A 22,246-nucleotide genomic window follows, 5' to 3' on the forward strand; every position below is an offset into this window, starting at 1 on the left:
GGGAGATCTCTGCCTTATTCATTTATTCCGCAGAATCCGTTCCCGCCTCAGGTATTTTCTTCTTATCCACATGCCCCAAATCCCGGTCGGGGAAGCAGATATCGCGCACGCGCTGTTTAAGCAAAGCGGCGTCCGGAAAACCGCCGTCTCTTTTGCGTTCCCAGATAAGCTCGTCATCGACCTTAATCTCGTAAATTCCACCCGTTCCCGGCACCAGCGTGACGGACGCCAGATCGGTGCTGAACGAATTCAACAGTTCCTGTGCCATCCACGCGGCACGCAACAGCCAGTTGCACTGGGAACAATAAGTGATGGTCACTGCCGGACGTTTTTCCATGGAATAACCCTTCTGTGCGCGGTTTTATTGCCGCATTTTTTAACATGTGAAAAGCAGATGAAGCCTTTAAAATATCATGATGTGGCGCGATTTACTCCCCGCTGCACGCCTGTGCCAGAAGCTGACGCAGCCACTGATGCGCCGCCGATAAATGCGAGCGCTCGTGCCACGCAGCGACTTTGGTAAAACCGGGGATCGTCAGTGGTGGCGGCAATACCTCAAGCCCTGCGACGTTGCGCACCAGACGCTCCGGCACCACGGCAATCAGGTCAGTGGTTTGCAACACCGGCGGCAGCACCAGAAAACTGTTCACCGACAGCACGACGTTACGTTTTTTTCCCAACGCCTGGAGCGCCTTATCGGTCACGCCTTCGAAATTCTCGCCGCTCAGCGACACCAGCGCGTGATCGTACCGGCAGAACGTATCGAGAGAAATTGCGCCGTTTATCAGCGCCGGATGGCCTTTGCGCAGCGTATAAACATAACGTTCGTCGTACAGATGGCGAATGTGTAAATCAGGTGGCGTGGTATCCGGCGTCAGCAGCGCAAGGTCGATTTCGCCACGTTCCAGTCGCCCCTGAACCGTGGCCTCTTCGGCGCGCTGTACCGACAGATGAATGCCCGGCGCAAGCTGTTGCAGCAGGGAAAAGAACGGCACGATAATCACACTCATTGCGTAATCCGTGGCCGCCAGCGTGAATGTCATTTCGCATTTTGAAGGAATAAAGGCTTCCGGCTCCAGCAGCGCTTCAATCTGCGCCATGACCCGTTTTACCGGTTTTGCCAGCGCCAGTGCGCGCTCCGTCGGCACAATGCCGTAACGTGAACGGACAAAAAGCGGATCATCAAAACTGTCACGCAGACGTGTCAGCATACTGCTGACGGCAGGCTGCGTCAGGGAAAGTCGCTCGGCGGCGCGGGTGACATTCCGCTCGTCGAGCAGTGCGTCGAAAGTCTTTAACAGGTTGAGGTCGAGACTTTTAAGGTTGCGCATCGGCAGGGCACTCTTTGAGTTATAACGAAATATTATGTGCACTATAATATTTCTTCACTTCCGCATATAGCTGTCCGACGGCACTCTGATCGCCGGATGCCAAACTCACCGGGAAAAAAATTATGTCCGCACTCTTTACGCCGTTTACGCTGAAAGACGTCACGTTAAAAAACCGTATCGCTGTTCCGCCGATGTGCCAGTATTCCGCCACTGACGGCGTGCCGAACGACTGGCATCAGGTGCATTACGCAACGCTTGCGCGCGGTGGCGCAAGCCTGGTTATCGTCGAGGCGACTGCCGTTTCGCCTGAAGGCCGCATCACCCCGGGATGTCTGGGGATCTGGAACGACGCGCAGGCCGCTGAACTGGCAAAAATCGCCAAATCCATCAAAGCCGCCGGGGCTGTTCCGGGGATCCAGATTGGTCACGCAGGCCGCAAAGCCAGCGCCAATCTGCCGTGGGAAGGCGATGATCATATTCCAGAAGGCGATCCGCGCGGCTGGGCGACTATCGCACCTTCTGCGGTTGCGTTCGGCAAACATCTGCCAAAAGTGCCGAAAGAGATGACAAAAGCGGATATCCGGCGTGTTATGGCGGATTTCGTCGCGGCAGCCCAACGCGCGCGCGATGCCGGTTTTGAATGGCTGGAACTGCATTTTGCCCACGGCTATCTGGCGCAGAGTTTCTTTTCCGTGCATTCCAACACCCGTACTGATGAATACGGCGGTGATTTCGCCGGTCGCAGCCGTTTCCTGATTGAAACCTTCGACGCCGTCAACGCGGTCTGGCCGAAAAACCTGCCGGTCACCGCGCGTTTTGGCGTGATTGAATACGATGGCCGCGACGAAGAAACGTTGTCCGAGTCCATCGAACTGACGCGTATTCTGCGTGAGAAAGGGCTGGATCTGCTCAACGTCAGCGTCGGATTCTCCACCTGGGAAGCGCAAATCCCGTGGGGCGCAGGCTTCCTGGCTCCGGTTTCGCGCCGCGTGCGCAAAGAAGCCGGTTTGCCGGTCGCCAGTTCCTGGGGCGTGGCGTCTGCGGACGTCGCCGAACGCTGCATCAGCGAAGAAGACATGGATCTGGTGATGATTGGCCGCGCAATGCTCGCCAACCCGCATTATCCGTATGCGCTGGCGAAAGAGCTGGGTGTGGAAAATCCGTCCTGGGTCCTGCCCGCGCCTTACGCCCACTGGCTTGAGCGTTACAGCATCAGCTAAAACTTCAGTGATAACATCCGCGTAAAATAGCGGTGATCACAGCAGGCAGAAGCGATCCTTCTGCCTGTTTTTTTTGTGTGTCATCCAGATATATAAATAATCGATGTTTATCATCACAAGTGATGATTTCAGTAATATCTCGCCATTAGGTATCTTGTGCTCAACGCCAGCCTGCGGGCCGGACGCTTAATACTAAGGAGCTCAACATGAACGCAATACTCTGGCCGGAAGGTTTTATCCCCGGCGAAACCGACAACTTCGCGTCTAACGAAATGATCATCACCGGCCTGACCGTGGAAGATCTGTGGGCGCAACTCGACAACACCGCCGCATGGCCGGTGTATTACAGCAACGCATCGGATATCTTTTTCCACGACGGCACCGGTCCGGGCCTGAGCGACGGCGCACGTTTCCGCTTCTGCACGTTCGGTTTTCCGGTCGAAGCGCAGGTCAATGAATACGTACCACCGGTAAAAGGCCAGCCCGCACGCATGGCGTGGCACGGCTGGGCAGAAGGCGACACCGAAACCCGGCTTGACGTCCATCACGCCTGGCTTTTCGAAGAACTCTCCGGCGGTCGCGTCCGCATCCTGACGCAGGAAACGCAAAACGGTAAACCCGCCCGTGAACTCGCGAATACACGCCCGAACCCGATGATTAACGGCCATCAGGAATGGCTGGATGGGATGATCGGCGCGGCTCGCAAAATGCGTGGCTGATTTTCAAAGAATTACATTTTGTTTCGGGGCAGGCCGCAGGGTCTGCCTCTTTTCTTTTCAATTCTTTCAATCCTTTCCAAATCAACGCAAAATCTGTCTTCTTGAGCGGCGACAATAAGGGATGCGGGCGTGAATTCAGGTTTGATGGTGTTACACGGAAATCACTCAGAGGCGCTGAGGGATATTCTGGTGTCGTGGATGGCGGCGCATCCGCTGTCTCCGCTGGAAAACGAAGTGATCCTGGTGCAAAGCAACGGGATTAATCAGTGGCTGAAACTGGCGCTGGCGCGCGATGTGTCCGAAGGCGGCTGCGGGATCGCGGCGGCGCTGGATATTAAACTGCCTGCGCGCTTTTTCTGGCAGGTTTACCGCGCGGTGCTGGGCAAAGATCAGGTGCCGGATTCGTCGCCGTTTGACCGCCCGCTGCTGACCTGGCGGCTGATCCGTCTGTTGCCGGAATTACTGCCTGAACCGGTTTTTGCTCCGCTGGCGCGTTTCTTAAAAGACGACGGTGATATGCGTAAGCTGCATCAGCTGGCACAGCGTCTGGCGGATTTGTTCGATCAGTATCAGGTTTATCGCGCCGACTGGCTGGAAGACTGGGGCAACGGGCTGGACGTGCTGCGCACCAGCCGCAAAGGCAGTGAGCCGTTGCCGGAAAACCTGCTGTGGCAGCCGCAATTGTGGCGCGCTTTGCTGGCCGATGTGCCTGAAAGCGAACGGGGGACCAGCCGCGCCGCGCTGCATCAGCGTTTTCTGCAACATGCCCAAACCATTCCTGAAGACGAGCGTCCGTCCGGTCTGCCTGCGCGTCTGATTGTCTTCGGGATCTCTTCGCTGCCGCAACAATCATTAGAAGTTCTGGCCGTGCTGGGCCGCTGGACGCACATCTTTATGTGTGTGCATAACCCGTGCGAACACGACTGGAGCGATATTATTGCCGATAAAGATCTGCTGCGCGCGGAACGTGCGCGTCAGCGACGCAAACCGGGCATGCCGCAGGTGATTGCCGAAGGCGATTTACACCAGCATGCACATCCGCTGCTGGCGGCGTGGGGCAAGCAGGGGCGCGATTACATCGGCCTGCTCAATGAATATGACAACCATGAATCCTACGCGTCCACGCTCGCGCCGGTGATCCCGCGCATTGACCTGTTCACCTCCAACGGCGAAGACACTTTATTGCATCAGTTGCAGGAAGATATTCTGCAACTGCGGCCGCTGGCGGAAACGCAGGAAAAATGGCCGGAGATTGATACGCTGAAAGACGAATCCCTGCGTTTTTCGATTACGCACAGTGCCCAGCGAGAAGTGGAAGTGTTGCACGACCGCCTGCTGGCCGCGCTGGCCGCCGATCCGACCCTGAAAGCGCGCGATATCATCGTGATGGTGCCGGACATTAATGGCTATGCGCCGCACATTCAGGCGGTATTTGGCCTGATGGAACGCAGCGATCCGCGCTATATCCCGTTCACCGTGGCCGATCAGGGGCCGCGTCAGAATAACCCGCTGCTCGGTGCGCTCGAAAGCCTGCTGACGTTGCCGCAGTCGCGTTTTGCCGTCAGCGATTTACTGGATTTACTCGATGTGCCGTCGGTGCGTCAGCGATTTGGCATCGGCGAAGAACAGTTGCCGCTGCTCCACCGCTGGATAAGCGCCGCCAACGTACGCTGGGGGCTGCATGCGGAACAGCGTCAGAGTCTGGAACTGCCGCTATCGCCGGAGCAAAACAGCTGGTTCTTCGGTCTGCAACGAATGCTGCTCGGTTACGCCGTCGGCAGCGGTGACGCCTGGCAGGGCATTGAACCGCTGGACGAAATCGGCGGGCTGGAAGCGGCGCTGATTGGTCCGCTCTCGCATCTTTTAAATTGCCTGGATGAAACCTGGCGTCAGCTGTCTGAACCTGCGCCGCCGCAGGTGTGGGGCGAACGTTTGCAGGCGTTGCTGAGCGGTTATTTTGCCGAAGATGACGGCGACGACGGCTTTATTTTAGTGCGTCTGCATACCGAGCTGGAAACCTGGCTTCAGGCCTGTGAAAGCGTCAATCTTCAGGCCGAATTGCCGCTGTCTGTCGTGCGCGAACACTGGCTGGCGCAGTTCGACCAGTCCGGCCTGACGCAGCCATTCTTTGGCGGCGCCGTTACGTTTGCCACACTGATGCCGATGCGCGCTATTCCGTTCCGCCATGTCTACCTGCTGGGGATGAACGACGGTGATTACCCGCGCAACCGCGTGCCGATGGATTTTGACCTGATGGGGCGTGATTACCGGCCGGGAGACCGTTCGCGCCGTGAGGATGACCGTTATCTGTTCCTCGAAGCATTGCTGTCGGCGCGCGAACGCCTGCATATCAGCTGGGTCGGGCGCAGCATTCACGATAATACCGAACGTCCGCCGTCGGTGCTGGTGGCGCAACTGCGCGACCATCTGGCCTCGGGCTGGAAAGCACAGAACGACAGTGATCTGATTCATGCGCTCACCGCCGAACATCGCCTGCAACCCTTTAACCGTGATTACTTCAGCAAGGGCAGTGAGCTTTTCAGCTACGCCCACGAATGGCGCGCCGGAATGGACGCGGATATCAGCGCTGATGCGCCGCAGCCATTGCCGCCGGTCGGTCAGGAAGGGGCGCTTACGCTGCGTCAGCTGGCGGATTTTCTGTCCGATCCGGTGCGCAGTTTCTTCCGCCAGCGGCTGAATATTTACTTCGAACTGGAAGATGCGGGAAGTGAAGATCAGGAGCCGTTTGATATCAATGCGCTGGAAAACTGGCGTTTGCAGGATGAACTGATCCGCGCGCAGAAATGGGCGCTGGAGGCCGGAGAGTCGCGTCAGGATATTTTGCGTCAGCAGCTTGAACGCATCGAACGGCGCGGTGAACTGGCACCGGGCGAATTCGCCGCCGTGCTGAGTGAAGATCTCGCCGAGCCGATGGAGACGCTGTTCGCCAGTTATCAGAGCGTGCTTGATGAATGGCCGCAGACGCTGGCGAATGAAGCGCTGAGCGCTGAAACCGCAGGCGTGATTGTCTCGGACTGGCTCGGTGATTTACGTGCGAACGCCTGCGGGGATCGCGCCCGCGTGGTGCTGGAAAGCATTGGCATCATCAAAGACCGCAATTACCGCCTTGACCGTTTGCTTCCTTATTGGGTCGCGCATCTGGCCGGACACCTCGGCGGACAGCCGATGCACAGCATTATTATCAGTAAAAACGGGACGGCAGAATTACCGCCGCTGGAGATTGCCGACGCGCAGGCGCTCTGGGAGCAACTGATCGAAACCTGGCAACAGGGACAATTAAGGCCGTTGCCGCTGGCGGTCAAAACGGCCTTTGTCTGGCTGAAAAAAGACGGCACCGCGCAAAGCCTGCCGGAGAGCGTTGCCGGGCTTGCGGCCCGCGACGCCTATGAAAATCACGATCCCGCCAATATGAAATTTGGTGAACGCGACAGCAATCCGTATCTGGCACGCGCGTGGCCGGATTTCGCCACGCTGTGGTCCGGCGGCGAATTCGCCGAACTGGCGGATAAACTGCTGGCACCGCTGAAAAATCATCTTTCCCGCAGCAGCAAAAAAGGAGCGAAAGAATGAAGGAACGCATTTTTCCCTCTGCGCTGAATGTACTGAATTTCCCGCTGACAGGCAGCCGCCTGATTGAGGCCAGCGCAGGGACGGGTAAGACCTTCACCATCGCCGCACTGTATGTGCGGCTGGTGCTTGGTCACGGTGGCGGGAACGCGTTCGGCCGCCCGCTGACACCGCCAGAAATTTTGGTGGTGACGTTTACTGATGCCGCGACCAAAGAGCTGCGCGACAGGATCCGCGAACGCTTGTCCAGAGCGGCGGCGTGCTTTCTGGAGGATCCGGACCAACCGTCGGCAGGCGACGAATTTTTGCTGAATCTGCGTGCGGAATATCCGCCGGAAGAGTGGGCGGGATGCGCGCGTAAGCTGCAACTGGCGGCGGAATGGATGGATGAATCAGCGGTCTCCACCATTCACGGCTGGTGTAACCGCATGCTCGGTGAACATGCTTTTGACAGCGACAGCCTGTTTACCCAGACGCTGGAAACTGACCAGACCGAACTGCTGATGAACGTGGTGCGCGATTACTGGCGCAGCTTCTATTTTTCCCTGCCGGAACCTGACATCAGGACGCTGCGCGCGTGGTGGCGTTCGCCGGAAGACCTGCACAAGAATGTCTCTCCGCTGCTGGAATACGCTGAGATGCTGGGTACCGACGAAACCCCTGCTGTCATTTTTGAGACAGTGAAGCAGCAAAAAGCCGCAGAGCTGAGCGAGCTGAAAGCGGGCTGGGTGCAATGGATAAAGGAGTTGAAAGTCCTCTTAGATGATGCGTCTGCTAAAAAATTGTTAAATGGGACCAAACTCCGGCCTGCCTATTATGATCCATGGTTCGACAAGCTCCATAGTTGGGCTACTTCAGATGAAATCAAACCTGAGTTAAATAGAGGCTGGGAGCGGTTAACTAATGCGGGTCTTAAAGATGCGTGGAAGGGCGAACCGCCTGCGCATCCGGCGCTGACGGCAATGGAAACGCTGAAAGCGCGTCTGGAAACGTTGCCCGATGCCCGCAGCGGCCTGCTGCAACATGCCTGCCGCTGGATTGAAAACCGTTTTGACGTCGAACAGAAAAAACGGGCGCAGATGGGCTTCAACGATTTGCTGACCCGCCTTGACGCCGCGCTGCGCAGCGATAACGGCGAACGGCTGGCGGAGATTATCCGCACGCAATTCCCGGTGGCGATGATCGACGAATTTCAGGATACCGATCCGCTGCAATACCGGATTTTCGACACCGTTTACCGCGTGGCCGGAAACGCGCCGGAGCAGGGGCTGATCCTGATCGGCGACCCGAAACAGGCGATTTATGCCTTCCGCGGTGCCGACATTTATACTTATCTGCGCGCCCGTCGTGACACCGGTGGGCGTCACTACACGCTGGCGACTAACTTCCGTTCTACCCGTGCGATGGTGGCATCAGTTAACAGCGTATTTTCGCTGGCCGAAGACCGTACTGCCGGAGAAGGTGCATTCCTGTTCCGCCGTGGCGATGAAAATCAGGTGCCGTTCCTGCCGGTGGACGCTCAGGGACGCAAAGAAACCTGGGAGATTGACGGAAAAGAAGCCGCGGCCATGACCTTGTGGTATCCGGAAAATCAGACCGACGCGCTGCCGAAAACGCAATACGCCCAGCTGATGGCTGAAGGCTGCGCGACGGAAATTGTCCGTTTGCTGCGCCTCGGGCAGCAGGGCGCGGCCGGTTTCAGCCAGCCGGAAAAACCGTTTAAACCGGTCGAGCCGGGAGACATTGCCGTGCTGGTAAATACCGGGCGGGAAGCGACGGCGATCCGCACGGCACTGTCCAAACGCGGCGTGCGCAGTGTGTACCTTTCTGACAAAGAATCCATTTTTCAAAGTGCGCAGGCGGGCGAATTGCAGTTCTGGCTGGCGGCCTGCGCCGCACCGGAAAACGATCGTCTTCTGCGCGCCGCGCTGGGCACGCCTTCGCTGCATTTAAGCTGGGAAGCGCTGGATCGCCTGAATCAGGATGAAAACGAGTGGGAACGCTACGTTCAGCAGTTTCAGCAACTGCGTCTGTGCTGGCGCAAACAGGGCATTTTGCCAATGCTGCGGCGTCTGATGTGGGAGTTTGACGTACCGCGTCATCTGCTCGCGCACGGCGACGAAAGGGCGCTGACCGATTTGCTGCACCTTTCCGAATTGCTGCAACAGGCCAGCGTGCAGCTTGATGGCGAACATGCATTGATCCGCTGGCTGGCGGAGCAGTGTCAGGATGAAAATCAGGGCGGCGATGCGCGCAAGCTGCGTCTGGAAAGTGACGCAGCGCTGGTGAAAGTGGTTACCGTACATAAATCCAAAGGGCTGGAATATCCGCTGGTGTTCCTGCCGTTTGCCTGCGCATTCCGCGCGGTGAAAAAACAGGATTCGCCGCTGAAATGGCATACGCCGGAAGGTGAACTTGAAATTGCGCTGAGCGCCACGGAAGAGCTGCGCGAGCTGGCAGACCGCGAACGTCTGGGCGAGGATCTGCGTAAATTCTACGTGGCGCTGACCCGCTCGCGTTACGCGCTGTGGCTCGGCATGGCGCCGCTGAAAGAGTTTGAGAAAAGCGCGCCGGGTTACCTTTTTCACGGCGGCGAACCGGTTGAGGCTGAAGAGTTGCCCGCCAGTTTGCAGGCGCTGGAAACGGAAAATATTCAGGCGTGGCCGCTGCCGGTGCCGGTCGGCGTGGTGTACCGCAGCGAGCAGGCGTTGCCGGAGCTCGGGCCGCGTCCGCCGTTGCGCACGCACAAAGGCCCGCGCTGGTGGGTATCGAGTTTTTCCGGCCTGCAAATCGCGCCGGCCGGTACTTATATTGTGCCGGAAGCGCTGAACCGTGAACCGCCGGTTGAAATCGAAAGTGCCGCGCAGGACAGCTATTTAGAAGATAAAAAGTCAGGGAACAAAGAGCCTGCCGACGGGCTTTTGCAGCCGATGACCGGTGAGAATTTATATGCTTTCCCGCGCGGGCCTGCGCCGGGTAATTTCCTGCACGGTTTGCTGGAATGGGCGGGCGATGAAGGTTTTGCCGCACTGGCGGAAAACCCGGAGCGAATCGCCGATCAGGTGGCGCGGCGCTGTAATACGCGTGGCTGGGAGCAGTGGATTGTTCCGCTGACCGGCTGGCTGACCGCGTTGCTGACACAGCCGCTGGCGTTGCCGGGCGGAGAGAGTTTCACGCTGGCCGCACTGCCGCCATATCAGGTGGAAATGGAGTTCTGGTTCTCGCTATCGCAGGTGTCCACGCGGCGTCTTGATACTGTTGTTCAGCACTTCACACTTGAGGGCGCAGAGCGCGCACCGCTGCTGGCGGAAGAGCTTAACGGCATGCTGAAAGGTTTTATCGATCTGGTATTTGAGCACAACGGGCGTTATTACGTGCTGGATTACAAATCCAACTGGCTTGGCGATGATGCCACCGGTTATGACCAGACGGCCATGACGCAGTCGATGCGAGATCACCGTTACGATTTGCAGTTCACGCTCTATTTGTTTGCGCTGCATCGCTTGCTGAAATCCCGTTTGCCAGATTACGACTACGATCGCCATATCGGCGGTGCGGTGTATTTATTCCTGCGCGGCAGCCACGCGCCGGGCAACGGGGTCTGCGTCCAGCGGCCGGATAAAGCATTAATGGAAGAACTCGACGTTCTTTTCAGCCGCACTGAGGAACGCGCATGAAAATCAACAGCCGTGAAGATATTTTAAAACTGCTGGCCAGCTGGGTGGAGTGCGGCTGGCTGCGTGAACTGGATCGCGCGCTGGTGACCTTTCTGGCAAAGGAAGTGCCGGATGCACACCCGCTTTTATTACTGGCGACGGCGCTGACCAGCTACCAGCTGGGGCGCGGCCATGTGTGTCTGGATTTACAGGCCACGCTGGCGGACAGCGCGTTTTCGCTCTCGCTTCCGCCCGATGGCGATCACTCCGATGGCGCGATTTCCCGTCCGTCGGCGGTGCTTGACGATCTGAGCCTGGAAGAGTGGATGGCGGCGCTGGTGAACCTGCAACTGGTGGGCAGCGGCGATGGCGATTCGCCGCTGGTGCTCGCCGGACATCGCCTGTATCTGCGGCGTTACTGGCAGTACGAGCAGAATGTGCGCGAGGCCGTTGAACACCGCCTGAGCCGCACGCAGCTTAATGCGCTGCCTACTGAATCGCTGCGCATGTCACTCGATGCCCTGTTCCCGCAGGCCGGAAATGCAGGGCAGGTGAACTGGCAGAAACTGGCATGCGGGCTGGCGGCGGGGAGTGCGTTCAGCATTATTACCGGCGGCCCCGGCACCGGGAAAACCACCACGGTTGTGCGTCTGCTGGCGTTATTGCAGGCGCTGGCGCTGGAAGAAAACGGCCAGCCGCTGCGTATCCGGCTGGCTGCGCCGACCGGTAAAGCGGCGGCTCGTCTGAACGAATCGGTGGCCGGCGCGGTTTCCCGGTTAGATCTGCACGCGCTGAACAACGGCGATGCGGTGCGCGACAGCATTAATACCGACGTGGTGACGCTTCACCGTCTGCTCGGCAGCAGACCGGATACCCGGCATTTCCGGCATCATGCGGGCAATCCGCTGATGCTCGACGTGCTGGTGGTGGACGAAGCGTCGATGGTCGATCTGGAAATGATGGCAGCACTGCTGGCCGCACTGCCGCAGAATGCGCGCCTGATCCTGCTCGGCGATAAAGATCAGCTGGCCTCGGTGGAAGCCGGTGCGCTGCTCAGCGAGTTATGTCAGCGCGCCGGCAGCGGGCACTATCTGCCACAAACTCGTGACTGGCTGCAAAGCGTGACGGGGGAAAAAATCCCGGATGCGCTGGTCGATCCGGCGGGAACGGCGATGGATCAGGCCGTGGTGATGCTGCGCCACAGCTACCGTTTTGATGCGCAAAGCGGCATCGGACAGCTGGCGGAAGCGGTCAACGACGGCGATGTCAAAGCACTGAAACAGGTCTGGAAACAGGGCTATGCCGATCTTGCTCAGCTTACGCTTAACGCGGATGACGATACCGAACTGCGTGACTGGGTCATTAACGGCGCGGCGGGGCAGTTTCCGGCTGCACAAAGTCGCAAAGGCGTCGAGCCACCAGTCGGTTACCGCCATTATCTGAACGTGATGACAGATGAACGTCCGGCCGATGATGCGCCGCTGGAAGCGTTCAGCGCCTGGGCGGCGAAAGTGCTGCTGGCGTACAGTCAGTTTCAGCTGTTGTGCGCTTTGCGTGGCGGACGCTGGGGCGTGGAAGGGCTGAACCTGCGGATCGCGGAAATTCTGTATAAAGACGGGCTGCTGAAAGCATCGGTCGGTTGGTTCCCGGGGCGTCCGGTGCTGGTGACGCGCAATGATTACAGCCAGCGGCTGATGAACGGCGATATCGGTATCACGCTGGAAATTCCTCACCGGCTGGTGGACGGTTCCGTGGTGCCGGTGCTGCGCGTGGCATTTCTGACCGGCGACGGCACTCAGGATATCCGCTGGGTGATGCCGGGGCGGTTGCAGGCAGTCGAAACGGTGTTTGCCATGACAGTGCATAAATCGCAGGGTTCTGAATTTACCCATACTGCGCTGCTGCTGCCGGACAATCTCAGCCCGATCCTGACACGCGAGCTGATTTACACCGGTATTACCCGCGCGCGTCATTGGTTCAGTCTGGGATGTGTGGGGGGAGTTAACGCGGTGCTGCCGGAAGCCGTTCAGCGCAGGGTGCTGCGCGCCAGCGGGCTGATTAATTAAAACTCGTATTCGTGCATTTTTGCCGGTTTACGCAGCGGGCGGGCTTTCTGGCCCGCGACTTTCGTGGCTTTGTGCGGATCGCCCGCAACAAACTCCAGCGTCGGCGAGTAGTAAAAAGGCAGCCAGCCGCCGTAGCCATTCTCCCACTCCCAGCGAACCGGGCAGGGCCACAGAATGTCTTCGAACATAATGTAATAGGTCCATCGCCCGTGCGGACGACGCGGTTTGCGGTTATTCATAAGCAGACGGTCAGGCTCTTAAACATCACGGGGTATATTTTCGCCTGCACGGCACCAGGTTTCAAGCCCGCTGGCCGATTTGTTGATTATTTAATCAGCAAGACGAGACCAACAGACGTTCAGTACCGCAGCGGTTAGCCTGAATCAGGGCAAGATATTTGGGCAGGAAGGGCGGAGTGAAAACTGAAATACGGGATAAAGTCAGGGGCGGCGCATTTCTTCCAGAAAGATGAAGAACTGGCTGATCCGCAGGCTGATACTGCCGATATCAAACAAAACCATTCCCCAGACAATCATGATCAGGACTAACAGAACTTCTGTCACACGGAACATGCCGTGTTACCTCCTTGTATTCACACGGGAAATAACTTAACTCAAATTGATAGTGTGGACAACCCGTCCGGGGAGATTATCCCCAGATCATGGCGGCCCAGCGGAGGAGCATCAGCGCACCACAGATGCAAAGAAGCACCACCACCATTTTCCAGTGTTTGGCCATCATCCGTTTTGTCACCATTTTTCCTCCCTGTTTTGGGGGGCATTTAGCCCGCCATATGCTGATCGACATAGTGAACAACATGTTCTTTGAGTTCTGGCACCGTCTGATCGGCGAGCCATTCGAAGGCCATCAGCAGCAGGGCTGCTGTGGCCAGAACGGTTAAGAACAAACCCGCTTTTTTACGCGCTTCCATGGATCTCATTATTTCTAATTTGCCTGTTTTTTACTCTACCAGAACAGGCCGGGATCCGGGAAGAATTCAGGCGTCTGGTTCGGGAAAGGTTTAAGAAATTATACCTTTTGTGCCTTTCCGAAACTTTGATCCTGCGCCTGATGCGCGTGAGAATGCCGCGGGCCGGGCCTGAAGCCTTGTTTTCTGGCACACCAGGCAATCAGTAAACCGGCGACCAGCAGAATCTGCATTGCCCACGGGAAGACACCAATCCCGGCGGTTTCCAGCAGTATTCCGCCGGACAAACTGCCGCCCGCAATGGCCAGATTCCAGGCCACCACGACCATCGATTGCGCCATGTCTGCGTGTTCACCTGTGGCATCGGCAATCGCTGTTTGCAGTAACGTCGCCGCGCCGCCGAACGTCAGCCCCCAAACCGCAACACACAGCGTCACGATGAGCGCGGAGTGGCTGCTGAGCGCCAGCACCAGTGAGGTCACCGCAAACAGCGCCAGGCTGGTGAGCAATGTCTGGCGCAGACGTTTATCCACCAGCATGCCGGTCAGCCCGATTCCCCCCAGTGCGCCAATGCCAAACACCAGCAGGATTTGATCCGCATGACCGGCCAGACCGGAGAGCCGAAGGAACGGCACGATGTAGGTATAAAGCAGGTTGTGGGTCAGCATCCACAGCAGGATCACCGCCAGAATGCTGCGCACGCCCGGCATCTGAATGACCTGTCGCAGCGACTGTCGCTCTCCGGCTTCCTGACCGGGATAATCCGGCACCTTGCGCAGCACCCAGACCACCAGCAGTAACGTCATCGCAGACATCACTCCGAAGGCCATCCGCCAGCCGAGCAGCGTACCCATCCAGGTTCCCAGCGGCACGCCAACCGACAGTGCCACCGGCGTGCCCACCATGGCGACTGACAGCGCGCGCCCCTGCTGATGTGCGGGTACCATGCGACGCGCGTAGCTGGCCAGTAATCCCCACGCCAGTCCGGCGGCGGCACCGGCCATCCAGCGGGCAAACAGCGTCAGGGCAAAATTCGTTGAGAACGTGGTCAGCGTGTTGAAAATCAGGAAACCGGCGATGGCCGTCAGCAGCGCCGTGCGGCGGTTCCAGCCCCGCGTCAGGGCAACCAGCGGCAGCACGGCCATCAGGGAACCGGCGGCATACGCGGTAATCATCTGACCTGCCATGGCCTGCGACACGTCAAGGCCATCGGCAATTTGCGGCAGTAATCCTGCGGGCAGCGTTTCCGTCATGATGGCAATAAAACCGGTCAGCGCCATCGCCAGCAAGGCGGAGAGCGGAAGCGGCGTCTTTTTCGGTGTCTGATTCATGACTTCACTCCATATACCGCATCGCGTAATTCATTTACAAAAGCACCCGACATCCCTTCGTACAATGTGTTGGTGAAGGCGACAACGCTCAGCCCGGCGGCGCGATCGACAAACCAGGAATGACCGTAAGCGCCGCCCCAGCGCCAGGTGCCGGAGGATTCCGGCGACGCAGCTGCCTGCGGATCGCGCAGGACGGAAAAGCCCAGTCCGAAACCGGTGCCCGGCATGTCCGGCAGTTCAAGGCCGCCGGTCTGGTCGCGACCCATTTCATCCACCTGCACCGGTGTCAGTAACGGGTATCCACCCTGACGAAGCATTTCCAGCATTTTCATCACGTCGTGCGCGCCGCTGATCATTCCGGCTCCGGCAGACGGGAAAGCCTTTGCATCCAGCGCCCTGAGAGGCGAATACGCGATGCCCACGGTGTCTTCGAAGGCGGCGACCTTTTCGCCTTCCTGCAAGCGGTGAGGCACGGGGGAATCGCTGACATACGGCGTCGCCAGTCGCGCCGGATTGGCGGTATAAAACGCGGTGTCGTTCATGTCCAGCGGGCCGGTCAGCAGGTTTTTCACCACGTCGCCGAGCGGTTGCTGACAAACCTGTTCAAGCATTGCACCAAGCACGTCTACAGCAAGGGAATATCCCCATGAGGTGCCAGGCGCATACAATAAAGGGACAGCGGCCAGACGACGCAGGTTTTCCTCCAGCGAAATCCCGCTGTTATCCATGCCGTCAGAAACACCGGCAAGTGCATACGGACCCTGCTCATCAGGCTCGAAAAAGCGGTAACTCAGCCCGGCTGTGTGGCTTAATAAATTTCGCACGGTGATCTGCGCGGGCTGGCCACCGGCAAGGGAAGGGGAAAATTCCGGCAGCCATGTCTGAATATTGTCATCGAGCGCCAGTTTACCTTGTGAAACTAAGATCATCGCGACGGTAGATACGATGGGTTTGCTGACTGACGCCAGACGGAACAGCGTATTTTCTGTCATTGGCCGCCCGGCCTCGCGGTCAGCCAGCCCGGCGGCGTGGTGATAAATCAGCTCGCCTTGTTTAGCGACCAGCACAACGGCACCCACAAGGCGTTGTGAGGCGATCGCCGTTTCAATGACGAGGTCGAGGCGGGATTTCAGCGTGGAGGAATTCATGGTGTTATCTCAGTTTCTGAATGTGTTAAATCACGATAGAGAACTCCTCAGTACGGAAAAAGTAGGGTAGATTTCCAGAATATACGGACACTAATGTCCGCAATGAGAGGTGGCAGTGGAAAGTCTGAGCAGCCTGAATGTGTTTGTACACGTCGCGGAAACCCGCAGTTTTGTTGCGGCCGGTCGCCTGCTGGGCGTTTCTGCCTCGGCGGTAGGCAAAACTATTGCGCGCATGGAAGCCAAGCTGAATGTTCGCTTGTTTCACCGCAACACCCGCAGCGTGACGCTGACGGCAGAGGGCGCGCTGTTTCTCGAGCGCAGCCGCCGGATTGTTGCTGAACTGGAAGCGGCGGAAAGCGAGTTGTTGCAGCTTTCCGAATCCCCGCGTGGTCGTTTGCGGCTGAGCCTGCCGCAGGTCAGCACGCTGCTGTTGCCGGTGCTGGGCGAATTTATGCGGCGTTACCCGGATATCGAACTGGATCTTGATTTCACCGATCGCATTGTGGATGTGGTGGACGAAGGGTTTGACGCCGTGGTGCGCACCGGTCAGATGGCGGATTCGCGCCTGTCGATGCGTAAACTGGGGACGTTTCGCCATTTACTGGTGGGTTCACCGGCGTATTTCAAAGAGTATGGCGTTCCGGTTTCGCCGCCCGATTTGCTGAACCACCGGTGCCTGCATTTTCGTTTCCCAAACAGCGGAAAGCTGGAAACCTGGCCGCTTTCGGGATATCAGGATCTGGCTCTTCCGGTTTCGATGGTTTGTAATAATATCGAGACGCGCCAGTGTTTTGCGTTGCAGGGCCTGGGCATCACGTGTCTGCCGGATTTCAGTATCCGCAAAGAGCTGGCAAAGGGGCAACTGGTCACCGTGCTCAATGAGTATGTCAGCCGCAGCGCCGACTTTTTCATTCTCTGGCCGTCGGGTAGGTATATGACGCCGAAACTGCGGGTGCTGATCGACTTTCTCAGCGAGCGGGTTTTCCCTGAAATCCCGGAACTGGCTTTACTCTGTCCTAATTAACCGTATCTGTAATGTAGGGAGTTTTTTGATGAACAACACTGTTGTAATTGAACGCTTTTCTGCCGCTGACCAGCGCGGCGTGGTAGAGGTAATTTTGCCTATTCAGAATCAGGAGTTTGGTATTCCGATCACTGAACACCAGCAGCCAGATCTGAGCGATATTCCGCAGTTTTATCAACAAGGTTCCGGCGATTTCTGGGTGGCCAAAAGTTGCGGAAAAGTGGTGGGTACGCTGGGGCTGAAGGATATCGGTAATGCACAGGCGGCGTTGCGCAAAATGTTTGTCAGTGCGTCCTACCGTGGTCGGGAATTTGGGGTGGCTGCATTGCTGCTGAATACGTTGTTGCAACATGCGCAGTCTGAAAACGTCAGGGACATTTTTCTGGGTACAACCGACAAGTTTCTGGCCGCGCATCGCTTTTACGAAAAAAACGGATTTGAGGAAGTGACAGTACCTGAACTGCCGCAAGCTTTCCCACGGATGGCTGTAGACAGCAAGTTCTATAAGCTAACTTTCTGATTGTAAAAGTTGTCACTAAGCTGTCGTGTAGATGTCAGGTTGCTGACGTGTTGATTGCCGGTCACGTCTTGCATGCTGTTTCTGTGTTCAACATTCACGTAAAGGTAAGAATATGAATCAGAGCAAAATCAGACAACTCAGGATCTCCCGCGCGTGGTCGCAGGAACAGCTGGCAGAACTTTCTTCACTCAGCGTGCGCACCGTTCAGCGTATCGAAAACGGCGAACAGGCGAGCCTTGAAACGCTCGGTGCGATTGCGGCAGCGTTTGATATCAAGGTTTCAGAACTGACAGAAAACGATCCGCAATTTGGGGCGACGCCCGAACAGGCGCTGGACGGTCAAATCGAAAAAGCCAGAAAGCAGGTTGAGGAAGAAAGCGGGTTTTACCGTTCGGTGGTCTTCTGGGCGGTGATCAATATCGGTTTGTTTGCGATTAATCATTACACCTCGCCTGATACCCTCTGGTTCGTCTGGCCGCTGTGTATCTGGGGCGGCATTTTGCTGATCCGCGGACTGGGGATTTTTGTGTTCCGCGGCTCCGTCGAACGCTGGCAAAAAGCGCGTTTACAGAAACTGATCCGCAAGCCGTGATGTGCGGGCGTCATAATTAGGACAGAGTGCTGCCTGCAAATTCAAAGAAGACCGCCCTGACTGAGACATATCAAATTTCCGGCTGAACATGCTGCTATCCTCTGTAGTATTCATGGTTATCAGCTCAACGGACAGAGAATGGATCAGCCCCGGCGGTTTGCATTTACTCTTAAAAGACTGATATTGCTTCTGGCTCTGGTGAGTACGCTCATCATTTTGCTCAGCAGCTATCTGGCTATTTTTCAGGTCGAGAGAAAACTTCTTATCGATTCCTCGCTGCGCGCCAGTCAGTCCTACGCGGCGCGACTGTCCCTGACGGCCGATCTTTTCTTCAATGCGGCGCAAAAACAGCTGGTCTTCAGCGCCGGTTTGCTGGGCGAAGAGTTCGATAATCTCTATGCCGTCGCCGAAGAAGCGGACCGTTTGCAGATCCAGAGCAAGCGCTACAGTTCTGTTCTGGTGGTGGACAAATCCGGCGTGGTTCGCGCGGCGTCGAGAAACTCCGCCAATATGACCGGTCTCAGGCTGGTGTCAGACGCCAACACGCAGGCGCTGACCACGCAAAATCCGGTGATCAGTTCCCCTTTCCGCACCGCACAAAATAATCACATTATTGCCATGTCAGTACCCATCCGTAATACGCGGGGAAAGTATCTCGGCTACCTGGTGGCGGAAATTACCCTGCAACAGGGCGGCATTATTGATTCGCTGATCAACGCCCGGAATTACCGCAAGGACGCGTATATCTACGTGATCGACAACGAAGGCGACGTGTTGTACCGCGCCGCTGACGGCTGGACGGAAAGTACGCCTCAGGGAAACGTGAACAAAGCGCTGCTCGAAGGCCGCGATCAGGGTTTCCTGCACATGAAAAATTTGCAGGGCGAAGATTCTCTGGCCGGGTTCTCCACGATGGAAATCTCAGGCTGGACGGTGCTGGTGCTGCATCCGGCGCGGGCTGACGTCGTGCTGCTGTATCAGGTGATGTTGCAGGTTCTGATTTATACGCTGCCATTTGTCATTCTGGTGTTTATCGTGATCTGGCTGCTGGCGCGCTACATTTCCCGTCCGCTGCGCCAGCTCGCGTCGAAAGCCGACACCATGGATTCACAAGATGTGTCGGCAGAAATTCAGCAAATTAACGCCTGGTATTATGAAGCGTCGAAGCTGAAAAGCGTGATGTTGCAGGGCATCCGCCTGTTACATCAGCGCATTGAGAAGCTCAGTACGCAGGCGCATACCGACCCGATGACCGGCCTGCTGAACCGGCGCGGGTTGTATGAACAGGTGGATAAGTTGCTCGGCGAGGAGTCGCAGATCGGGGTGATCACCCTCGATATCGATCACTTTAAGGTGATCAACGATACGTTCGGGCATGACGTGGGAGACGCAGTGATTACGCAGCTTTCGCGTCTTATTTTGGGAAACTCGCGCGATGACGATTTGCTGTGTCGCATGGGCGGGGAAGAGTTTCTGTTGCTGCTGCCGGGCACCTCGCTGACGCGGGCGGTTCAGCTGGCGGAACGGTTGCGGCGTCAGGTCGCCGGGCAGAATTTTGAAGGTGCAGGAAACGTGACGATTTCGCTGGGCGTAACCCATTTTAATCCCGCAAAAGTGAACATCGACAGCGCGCTGAAATCGGCAGACAAGGCTTTGTATCAGGCGAAAAATGACGGGCGGAACCGCGTGGTGAGCCGTTAATGCGTTGAAGAGAGTTATCGTAAGGTTACTGTAAAAAGGCCCGGTTTTTGACCTGGCCTTTTGTAATGCGTATCGCTTAGCGGCTGCCGGGCAGCAACGATTCTGTACATTTGAAGACATCTTCACGGAATTTCCGCGAGGCGTCGTCCAGATCGGCCTGATTGGCGACGTCGGCACGGTTAGCTTCCAGCGCCTGATTGACGGCCACCGTAAAGGCATTTTCCTGACTGGCGTTCAGCACGTTGCCCACGCTGCCGAACAGCAGGCGCATGGCGGAAATCTGCACCAGCAGTTCACGGTTTACGCGTTCAAGCTGGTCTACACGTTTCGTCAGGGTTTCGTCGTTCATGGGTGTCTCCTTATTTAATTGCCGCACACCATAGCAAAAGCACCGGCATGAAAAAACCACCTTGCGGCGGCGATGGGGACGTCTTCCGGTTTAACGCACCATTTGCTGCATCTGGCGGCTCAGTTGCATCAGCTGCGCATTCAGCGGCACCAGTTGCTGCTGGATGGCGTTGTATTTATCCAGCTGTTTCTGGTTGGCAAATTGCAGGCGATTCCCGGTAATGGTGACATTTTTCCCCTGGCTTTTGATGAAGTCGGCTTTTGCCACAATCAGGTTGAGCACCTGGGGCAGCAAATCAAAGACTTGTTCGGTGACGGCCGCCGGTTTGCTTATCGTTTTCTCATAGGCCAGGTCGTACACTTTTTTCAGGTCATTCGGCTGCCTGAGCGCCGCGTGCTGCGTGTCGGCCTGCGTTTTGAGCAGCACGATTTTCTCTTTCCAGTTCGCGCTGCTGTCGGCCATTTTTTTCAGGTCGTCGCGTTGATCAAGCAGGTTATTCACACTGTTAACGCCGTTCATTCCGGCAAAAACCGGCACCAGCGAGGAATCCAGCTCGATATTCATCTGATGATGGAAGCCGGTAATGATCGCGTAATCTTTGCTGTAATCGCCAAACTCTTTGATTTGTGCCTGCGTCAGTTGAGGGACGGCTAAAACCGGCTTGTCCAGAATGCGGGACTGGAGAAAATCCATGAAGGCTTTGCGCTGGGCCGGTTCTTTGTCGCCGCATCCGCTGACCACAAAAATCATCAGCAGCAGCATAAAAGGCATCAAAAATGCGCGGCTAAAGTGTGAGTTCTGCATAAATTCCTTGCTCCCTAAGCTCCGTTATCTGGATCCTAACCTTACTGAGAAAGGCTATTTTTTGCTAGATAGTTGCCGATATCTTCGTTAACGTCTTCGGCAAAGCCATTGATTCAGGGAATGTTTAACGTTGAACGTAAAGCGATTTTCAATTAACCGATCTGCCGTGATGCTGGCTGTGATGATCCTCGCCGGATGTACAACGGGAAAGAAAACCGAAGCGCCAGTGCAGAATCCGCGTGACGTCAAAGCCGATATCGTGCGGCTGATGCCGTCTTCCGCACCGGACAGAAAAGGCTGGGCGACGGACATTACCGCCGCTTTCACCGCGCAGGGTATTCCGGCGACGACGGAAAATATCTGTTCGGTGCTGGCGGTGGCGCAGCAGGAATCGAATTTCAATGCTGATGCGCCGGTACCGGGGCTGGGAAAAATCGCGTGGAAAGAAATCGATCGTCGCGCGGATGCGGTTCATGTGCCGAATTTCCTGGTTCACACCGCGCTGCTGATTAAATCTCCGAACGGAAAGTCCTACAGCGAGCGGCTGGATAACGTAAAAACCGAGAAGCAGCTCAGCGCCATTTTTGATGACTTCATCAACATGGTGCCGATGGGGCAGAAGTTGTTCGGGAATCTGAATCCGGTGCATACCGGCGGGCCGATGCAGGTCAGCATCGCGTTTGCCGAAGAACATGCCAAAGGCTACCCGTACACAATTGACGGCACAATCCGCAATGAAGTGTTCAGCCGTCGCGGCGGCGTCTATTTCGGCGTGAAGCATCTGCTGGGGTATCCGGCCAGTTATTCCCAGCCGCTGTACCGTTTTGCTGATTTTAATGCCGGGTGGTACGCCAGCCGGAACGCGGCTTTCCAGAGCGCGGTGAGCAAGGTGACGGGAATTCCGCTGGCGCTGGACGGTGATCTGATTAACTACGGCACCGATAAACCGGGTGGCACGGAGCTGGCGGTGAGAACGCTGTCGAAGCGGCTGGACATCAGTCATTCCGCCATACGTAAAGCGCTGGAGAAGGGCGAGCAGCCGGAGTTTGAGGAAACCAACTTGTACAAACAGGTTTATGCGCTGGCGGATAAAACCACCGGTAAGCGTCAACCCCGCGAGTTGTTGCCGGGGATTACGCTCGAAAGCCCGAAAATCACCCGCAAGCTGACCACCGCGTGGTTCGCAAAGCGGGTAGACGGACGCCGCGCGGATTGCATGAAACGCGCATCTGCCGGGTAATCCACTGGAGGGAATATTCCTAAAGCCCG

Annotated in this window: 20 protein-coding genes; 10 read left to right on the top strand and 10 right to left on the bottom strand. The window is 56.9% G+C overall.

Annotated elements, in window-relative coordinates; genetic code table 11:
• Window positions 1-22: 22 nt before the first annotated feature.
• Both M2403_RS08860 and M2403_RS08865 read right to left on the bottom strand, forming a co-directional pair.
• Entirely contained in the window at window positions 23-337 is a 315-nt protein-coding gene (locus M2403_RS08860) for a SelT/SelW/SelH family protein (protein WP_152324609.1), read from the bottom strand.
• 91 nt (window positions 338-428) lie between these two features.
• Window positions 429-1,331, bottom strand: a complete 903-nt coding sequence (locus M2403_RS08865) for a LysR family transcriptional regulator (protein ID WP_259228955.1) — start codon at window positions 1,329-1,331, stop codon at window positions 429-431.
• Window positions 1,332-1,453: 122 nt separating this feature from the next.
• On the opposite strand from M2403_RS08865, the gene M2403_RS08870 reads away from it, so the two are divergent.
• From M2403_RS08870 to recD, 5 genes are all read left to right on the top strand, one after another.
• Complete coding sequence (locus M2403_RS08870; protein ID WP_165058538.1) at window positions 1,454-2,551, top strand: NADH:flavin oxidoreductase/NADH oxidase; 1,098 nt, start codon at window positions 1,454-1,456, stop codon at window positions 2,549-2,551.
• 206 nt (window positions 2,552-2,757) lie between these two features.
• Window positions 2,758-3,270 carry an SRPBCC domain-containing protein gene (locus M2403_RS08875; protein WP_259228956.1) on the top strand — a complete coding sequence of 171 codons (513 nt, stop codon included), beginning with the start codon at window positions 2,758-2,760 and terminating at the stop codon, window positions 3,268-3,270.
• Window positions 3,271-3,414: 144 nt separating this feature from the next.
• The gene (gene recC, locus M2403_RS08880; protein ID WP_259229177.1) at window positions 3,415-6,861 is read left to right on the top strand and encodes an exodeoxyribonuclease V subunit gamma; all 3,447 of its coding nucleotides are present in this window, start codon (window positions 3,415-3,417) and stop codon (window positions 6,859-6,861) included.
• Entirely contained in the window at window positions 6,858-10,535 is a 3,678-nt protein-coding gene (recB, locus tag M2403_RS08885; RefSeq protein ID WP_259228957.1) for an exodeoxyribonuclease V subunit beta, read from the top strand. Before recC ends, recB begins: the two co-directional genes overlap by 4 nt.
• A complete protein-coding gene (gene recD / locus M2403_RS08890; RefSeq protein WP_259228958.1) occupies window positions 10,532-12,580 on the top strand; it encodes an exodeoxyribonuclease V subunit alpha in 2,049 nt (682 codons plus the stop codon). Before recB ends, recD begins: the two co-directional genes overlap by 4 nt.
• Here the strand turns inward: recD and M2403_RS08895 are convergent.
• From M2403_RS08895 to M2403_RS08920, 6 genes are all read right to left on the bottom strand, one after another.
• Window positions 12,577-12,819, bottom strand: coding sequence for a hypothetical protein (locus M2403_RS08895; protein WP_259228959.1), 243 nt, complete (start codon window positions 12,817-12,819; stop codon window positions 12,577-12,579). The genes recD and M2403_RS08895 overlap by 4 nt on opposite strands.
• Window positions 12,820-13,020: 201 nt before the next feature.
• Window positions 13,021-13,152, bottom strand: a complete 132-nt coding sequence (locus tag M2403_RS08900; RefSeq protein ID WP_259228960.1) for a hypothetical protein — start codon at window positions 13,150-13,152, stop codon at window positions 13,021-13,023.
• 76 nt (window positions 13,153-13,228) lie between these two features.
• The gene (gene yniD, locus M2403_RS08905; RefSeq protein ID WP_095923072.1) at window positions 13,229-13,336 is read right to left on the bottom strand and encodes a small membrane protein YniD; all 108 of its coding nucleotides are present in this window, start codon (window positions 13,334-13,336) and stop codon (window positions 13,229-13,231) included.
• Between the two features lie 25 nt (window positions 13,337-13,361).
• Window positions 13,362-13,511, bottom strand: coding sequence for a hypothetical protein (locus M2403_RS08910; RefSeq protein ID WP_165056865.1), 150 nt, complete (start codon window positions 13,509-13,511; stop codon window positions 13,362-13,364).
• Between the two features lie 98 nt (window positions 13,512-13,609).
• Window positions 13,610-14,839, bottom strand: a complete 1,230-nt coding sequence (locus M2403_RS08915; RefSeq protein ID WP_259228961.1) for an MFS transporter — start codon at window positions 14,837-14,839, stop codon at window positions 13,610-13,612.
• Window positions 14,836-15,987 carry a serine hydrolase gene (locus M2403_RS08920; RefSeq protein WP_152324602.1) on the bottom strand — a complete coding sequence of 384 codons (1,152 nt, stop codon included), beginning with the start codon at window positions 15,985-15,987 and terminating at the stop codon, window positions 14,836-14,838. Before M2403_RS08920 ends, M2403_RS08915 begins: the two co-directional genes overlap by 4 nt.
• 115 nt (window positions 15,988-16,102) lie before the next feature.
• On the opposite strand from M2403_RS08920, the gene M2403_RS08925 reads away from it, so the two are divergent.
• The 4 genes from M2403_RS08925 to M2403_RS08940 all read left to right on the top strand — a co-directional run bounded on the left by M2403_RS08925 (window position 16,103) and on the right by M2403_RS08940 (window position 19,824).
• Window positions 16,103-17,011, top strand: coding sequence for a LysR family transcriptional regulator (locus M2403_RS08925; protein ID WP_152324733.1), 909 nt, complete (start codon window positions 16,103-16,105; stop codon window positions 17,009-17,011).
• Between the two features lie 28 nt (window positions 17,012-17,039).
• Complete coding sequence (locus M2403_RS08930; protein ID WP_152324601.1) at window positions 17,040-17,531, top strand: GNAT family N-acetyltransferase; 492 nt, start codon at window positions 17,040-17,042, stop codon at window positions 17,529-17,531.
• Window positions 17,532-17,643: 112 nt separating this feature from the next.
• Window positions 17,644-18,123: a 2TM domain-containing protein gene (locus tag M2403_RS08935; RefSeq protein ID WP_152324600.1), complete on the top strand. Its 480-nt coding sequence runs from the start codon at window positions 17,644-17,646 to the stop codon at window positions 18,121-18,123.
• A 138-nt stretch (window positions 18,124-18,261) separates the two neighbouring features.
• Window positions 18,262-19,824: a diguanylate cyclase gene (locus M2403_RS08940; protein ID WP_259228962.1), complete on the top strand. Its 1,563-nt coding sequence runs from the start codon at window positions 18,262-18,264 to the stop codon at window positions 19,822-19,824.
• Between the two features lie 76 nt (window positions 19,825-19,900).
• On the opposite strand, the gene M2403_RS08945 is transcribed toward M2403_RS08940, so the two are convergent.
• Together M2403_RS08945 and M2403_RS08950 are read right to left on the bottom strand one after the other, a co-directional pair.
• The gene (locus M2403_RS08945) at window positions 19,901-20,173 is read right to left on the bottom strand and encodes a hypothetical protein (protein ID WP_259228963.1); all 273 of its coding nucleotides are present in this window, start codon (window positions 20,171-20,173) and stop codon (window positions 19,901-19,903) included.
• A 90-nt stretch (window positions 20,174-20,263) separates the two neighbouring features.
• Entirely contained in the window at window positions 20,264-20,977 is a 714-nt protein-coding gene (locus tag M2403_RS08950; RefSeq protein WP_259228964.1) for a DUF3053 domain-containing protein, read from the bottom strand.
• Window positions 20,978-21,146: 169 nt separating this feature from the next.
• Between M2403_RS08950 and M2403_RS08955 the strand changes: the two genes are divergently transcribed.
• Window positions 21,147-22,217 carry a DUF1615 domain-containing protein gene (locus M2403_RS08955; RefSeq protein WP_217153553.1) on the top strand — a complete coding sequence of 357 codons (1,071 nt, stop codon included), beginning with the start codon at window positions 21,147-21,149 and terminating at the stop codon, window positions 22,215-22,217.
• Window positions 22,218-22,246 lie beyond the last annotated feature (29 nt).

It is taken from the genome of Rahnella sp. BIGb0603 (assembly GCF_024808755.1).
Taxonomy (GTDB): domain Bacteria; phylum Pseudomonadota; class Gammaproteobacteria; order Enterobacterales; family Enterobacteriaceae; genus Rahnella; species Rahnella contaminans.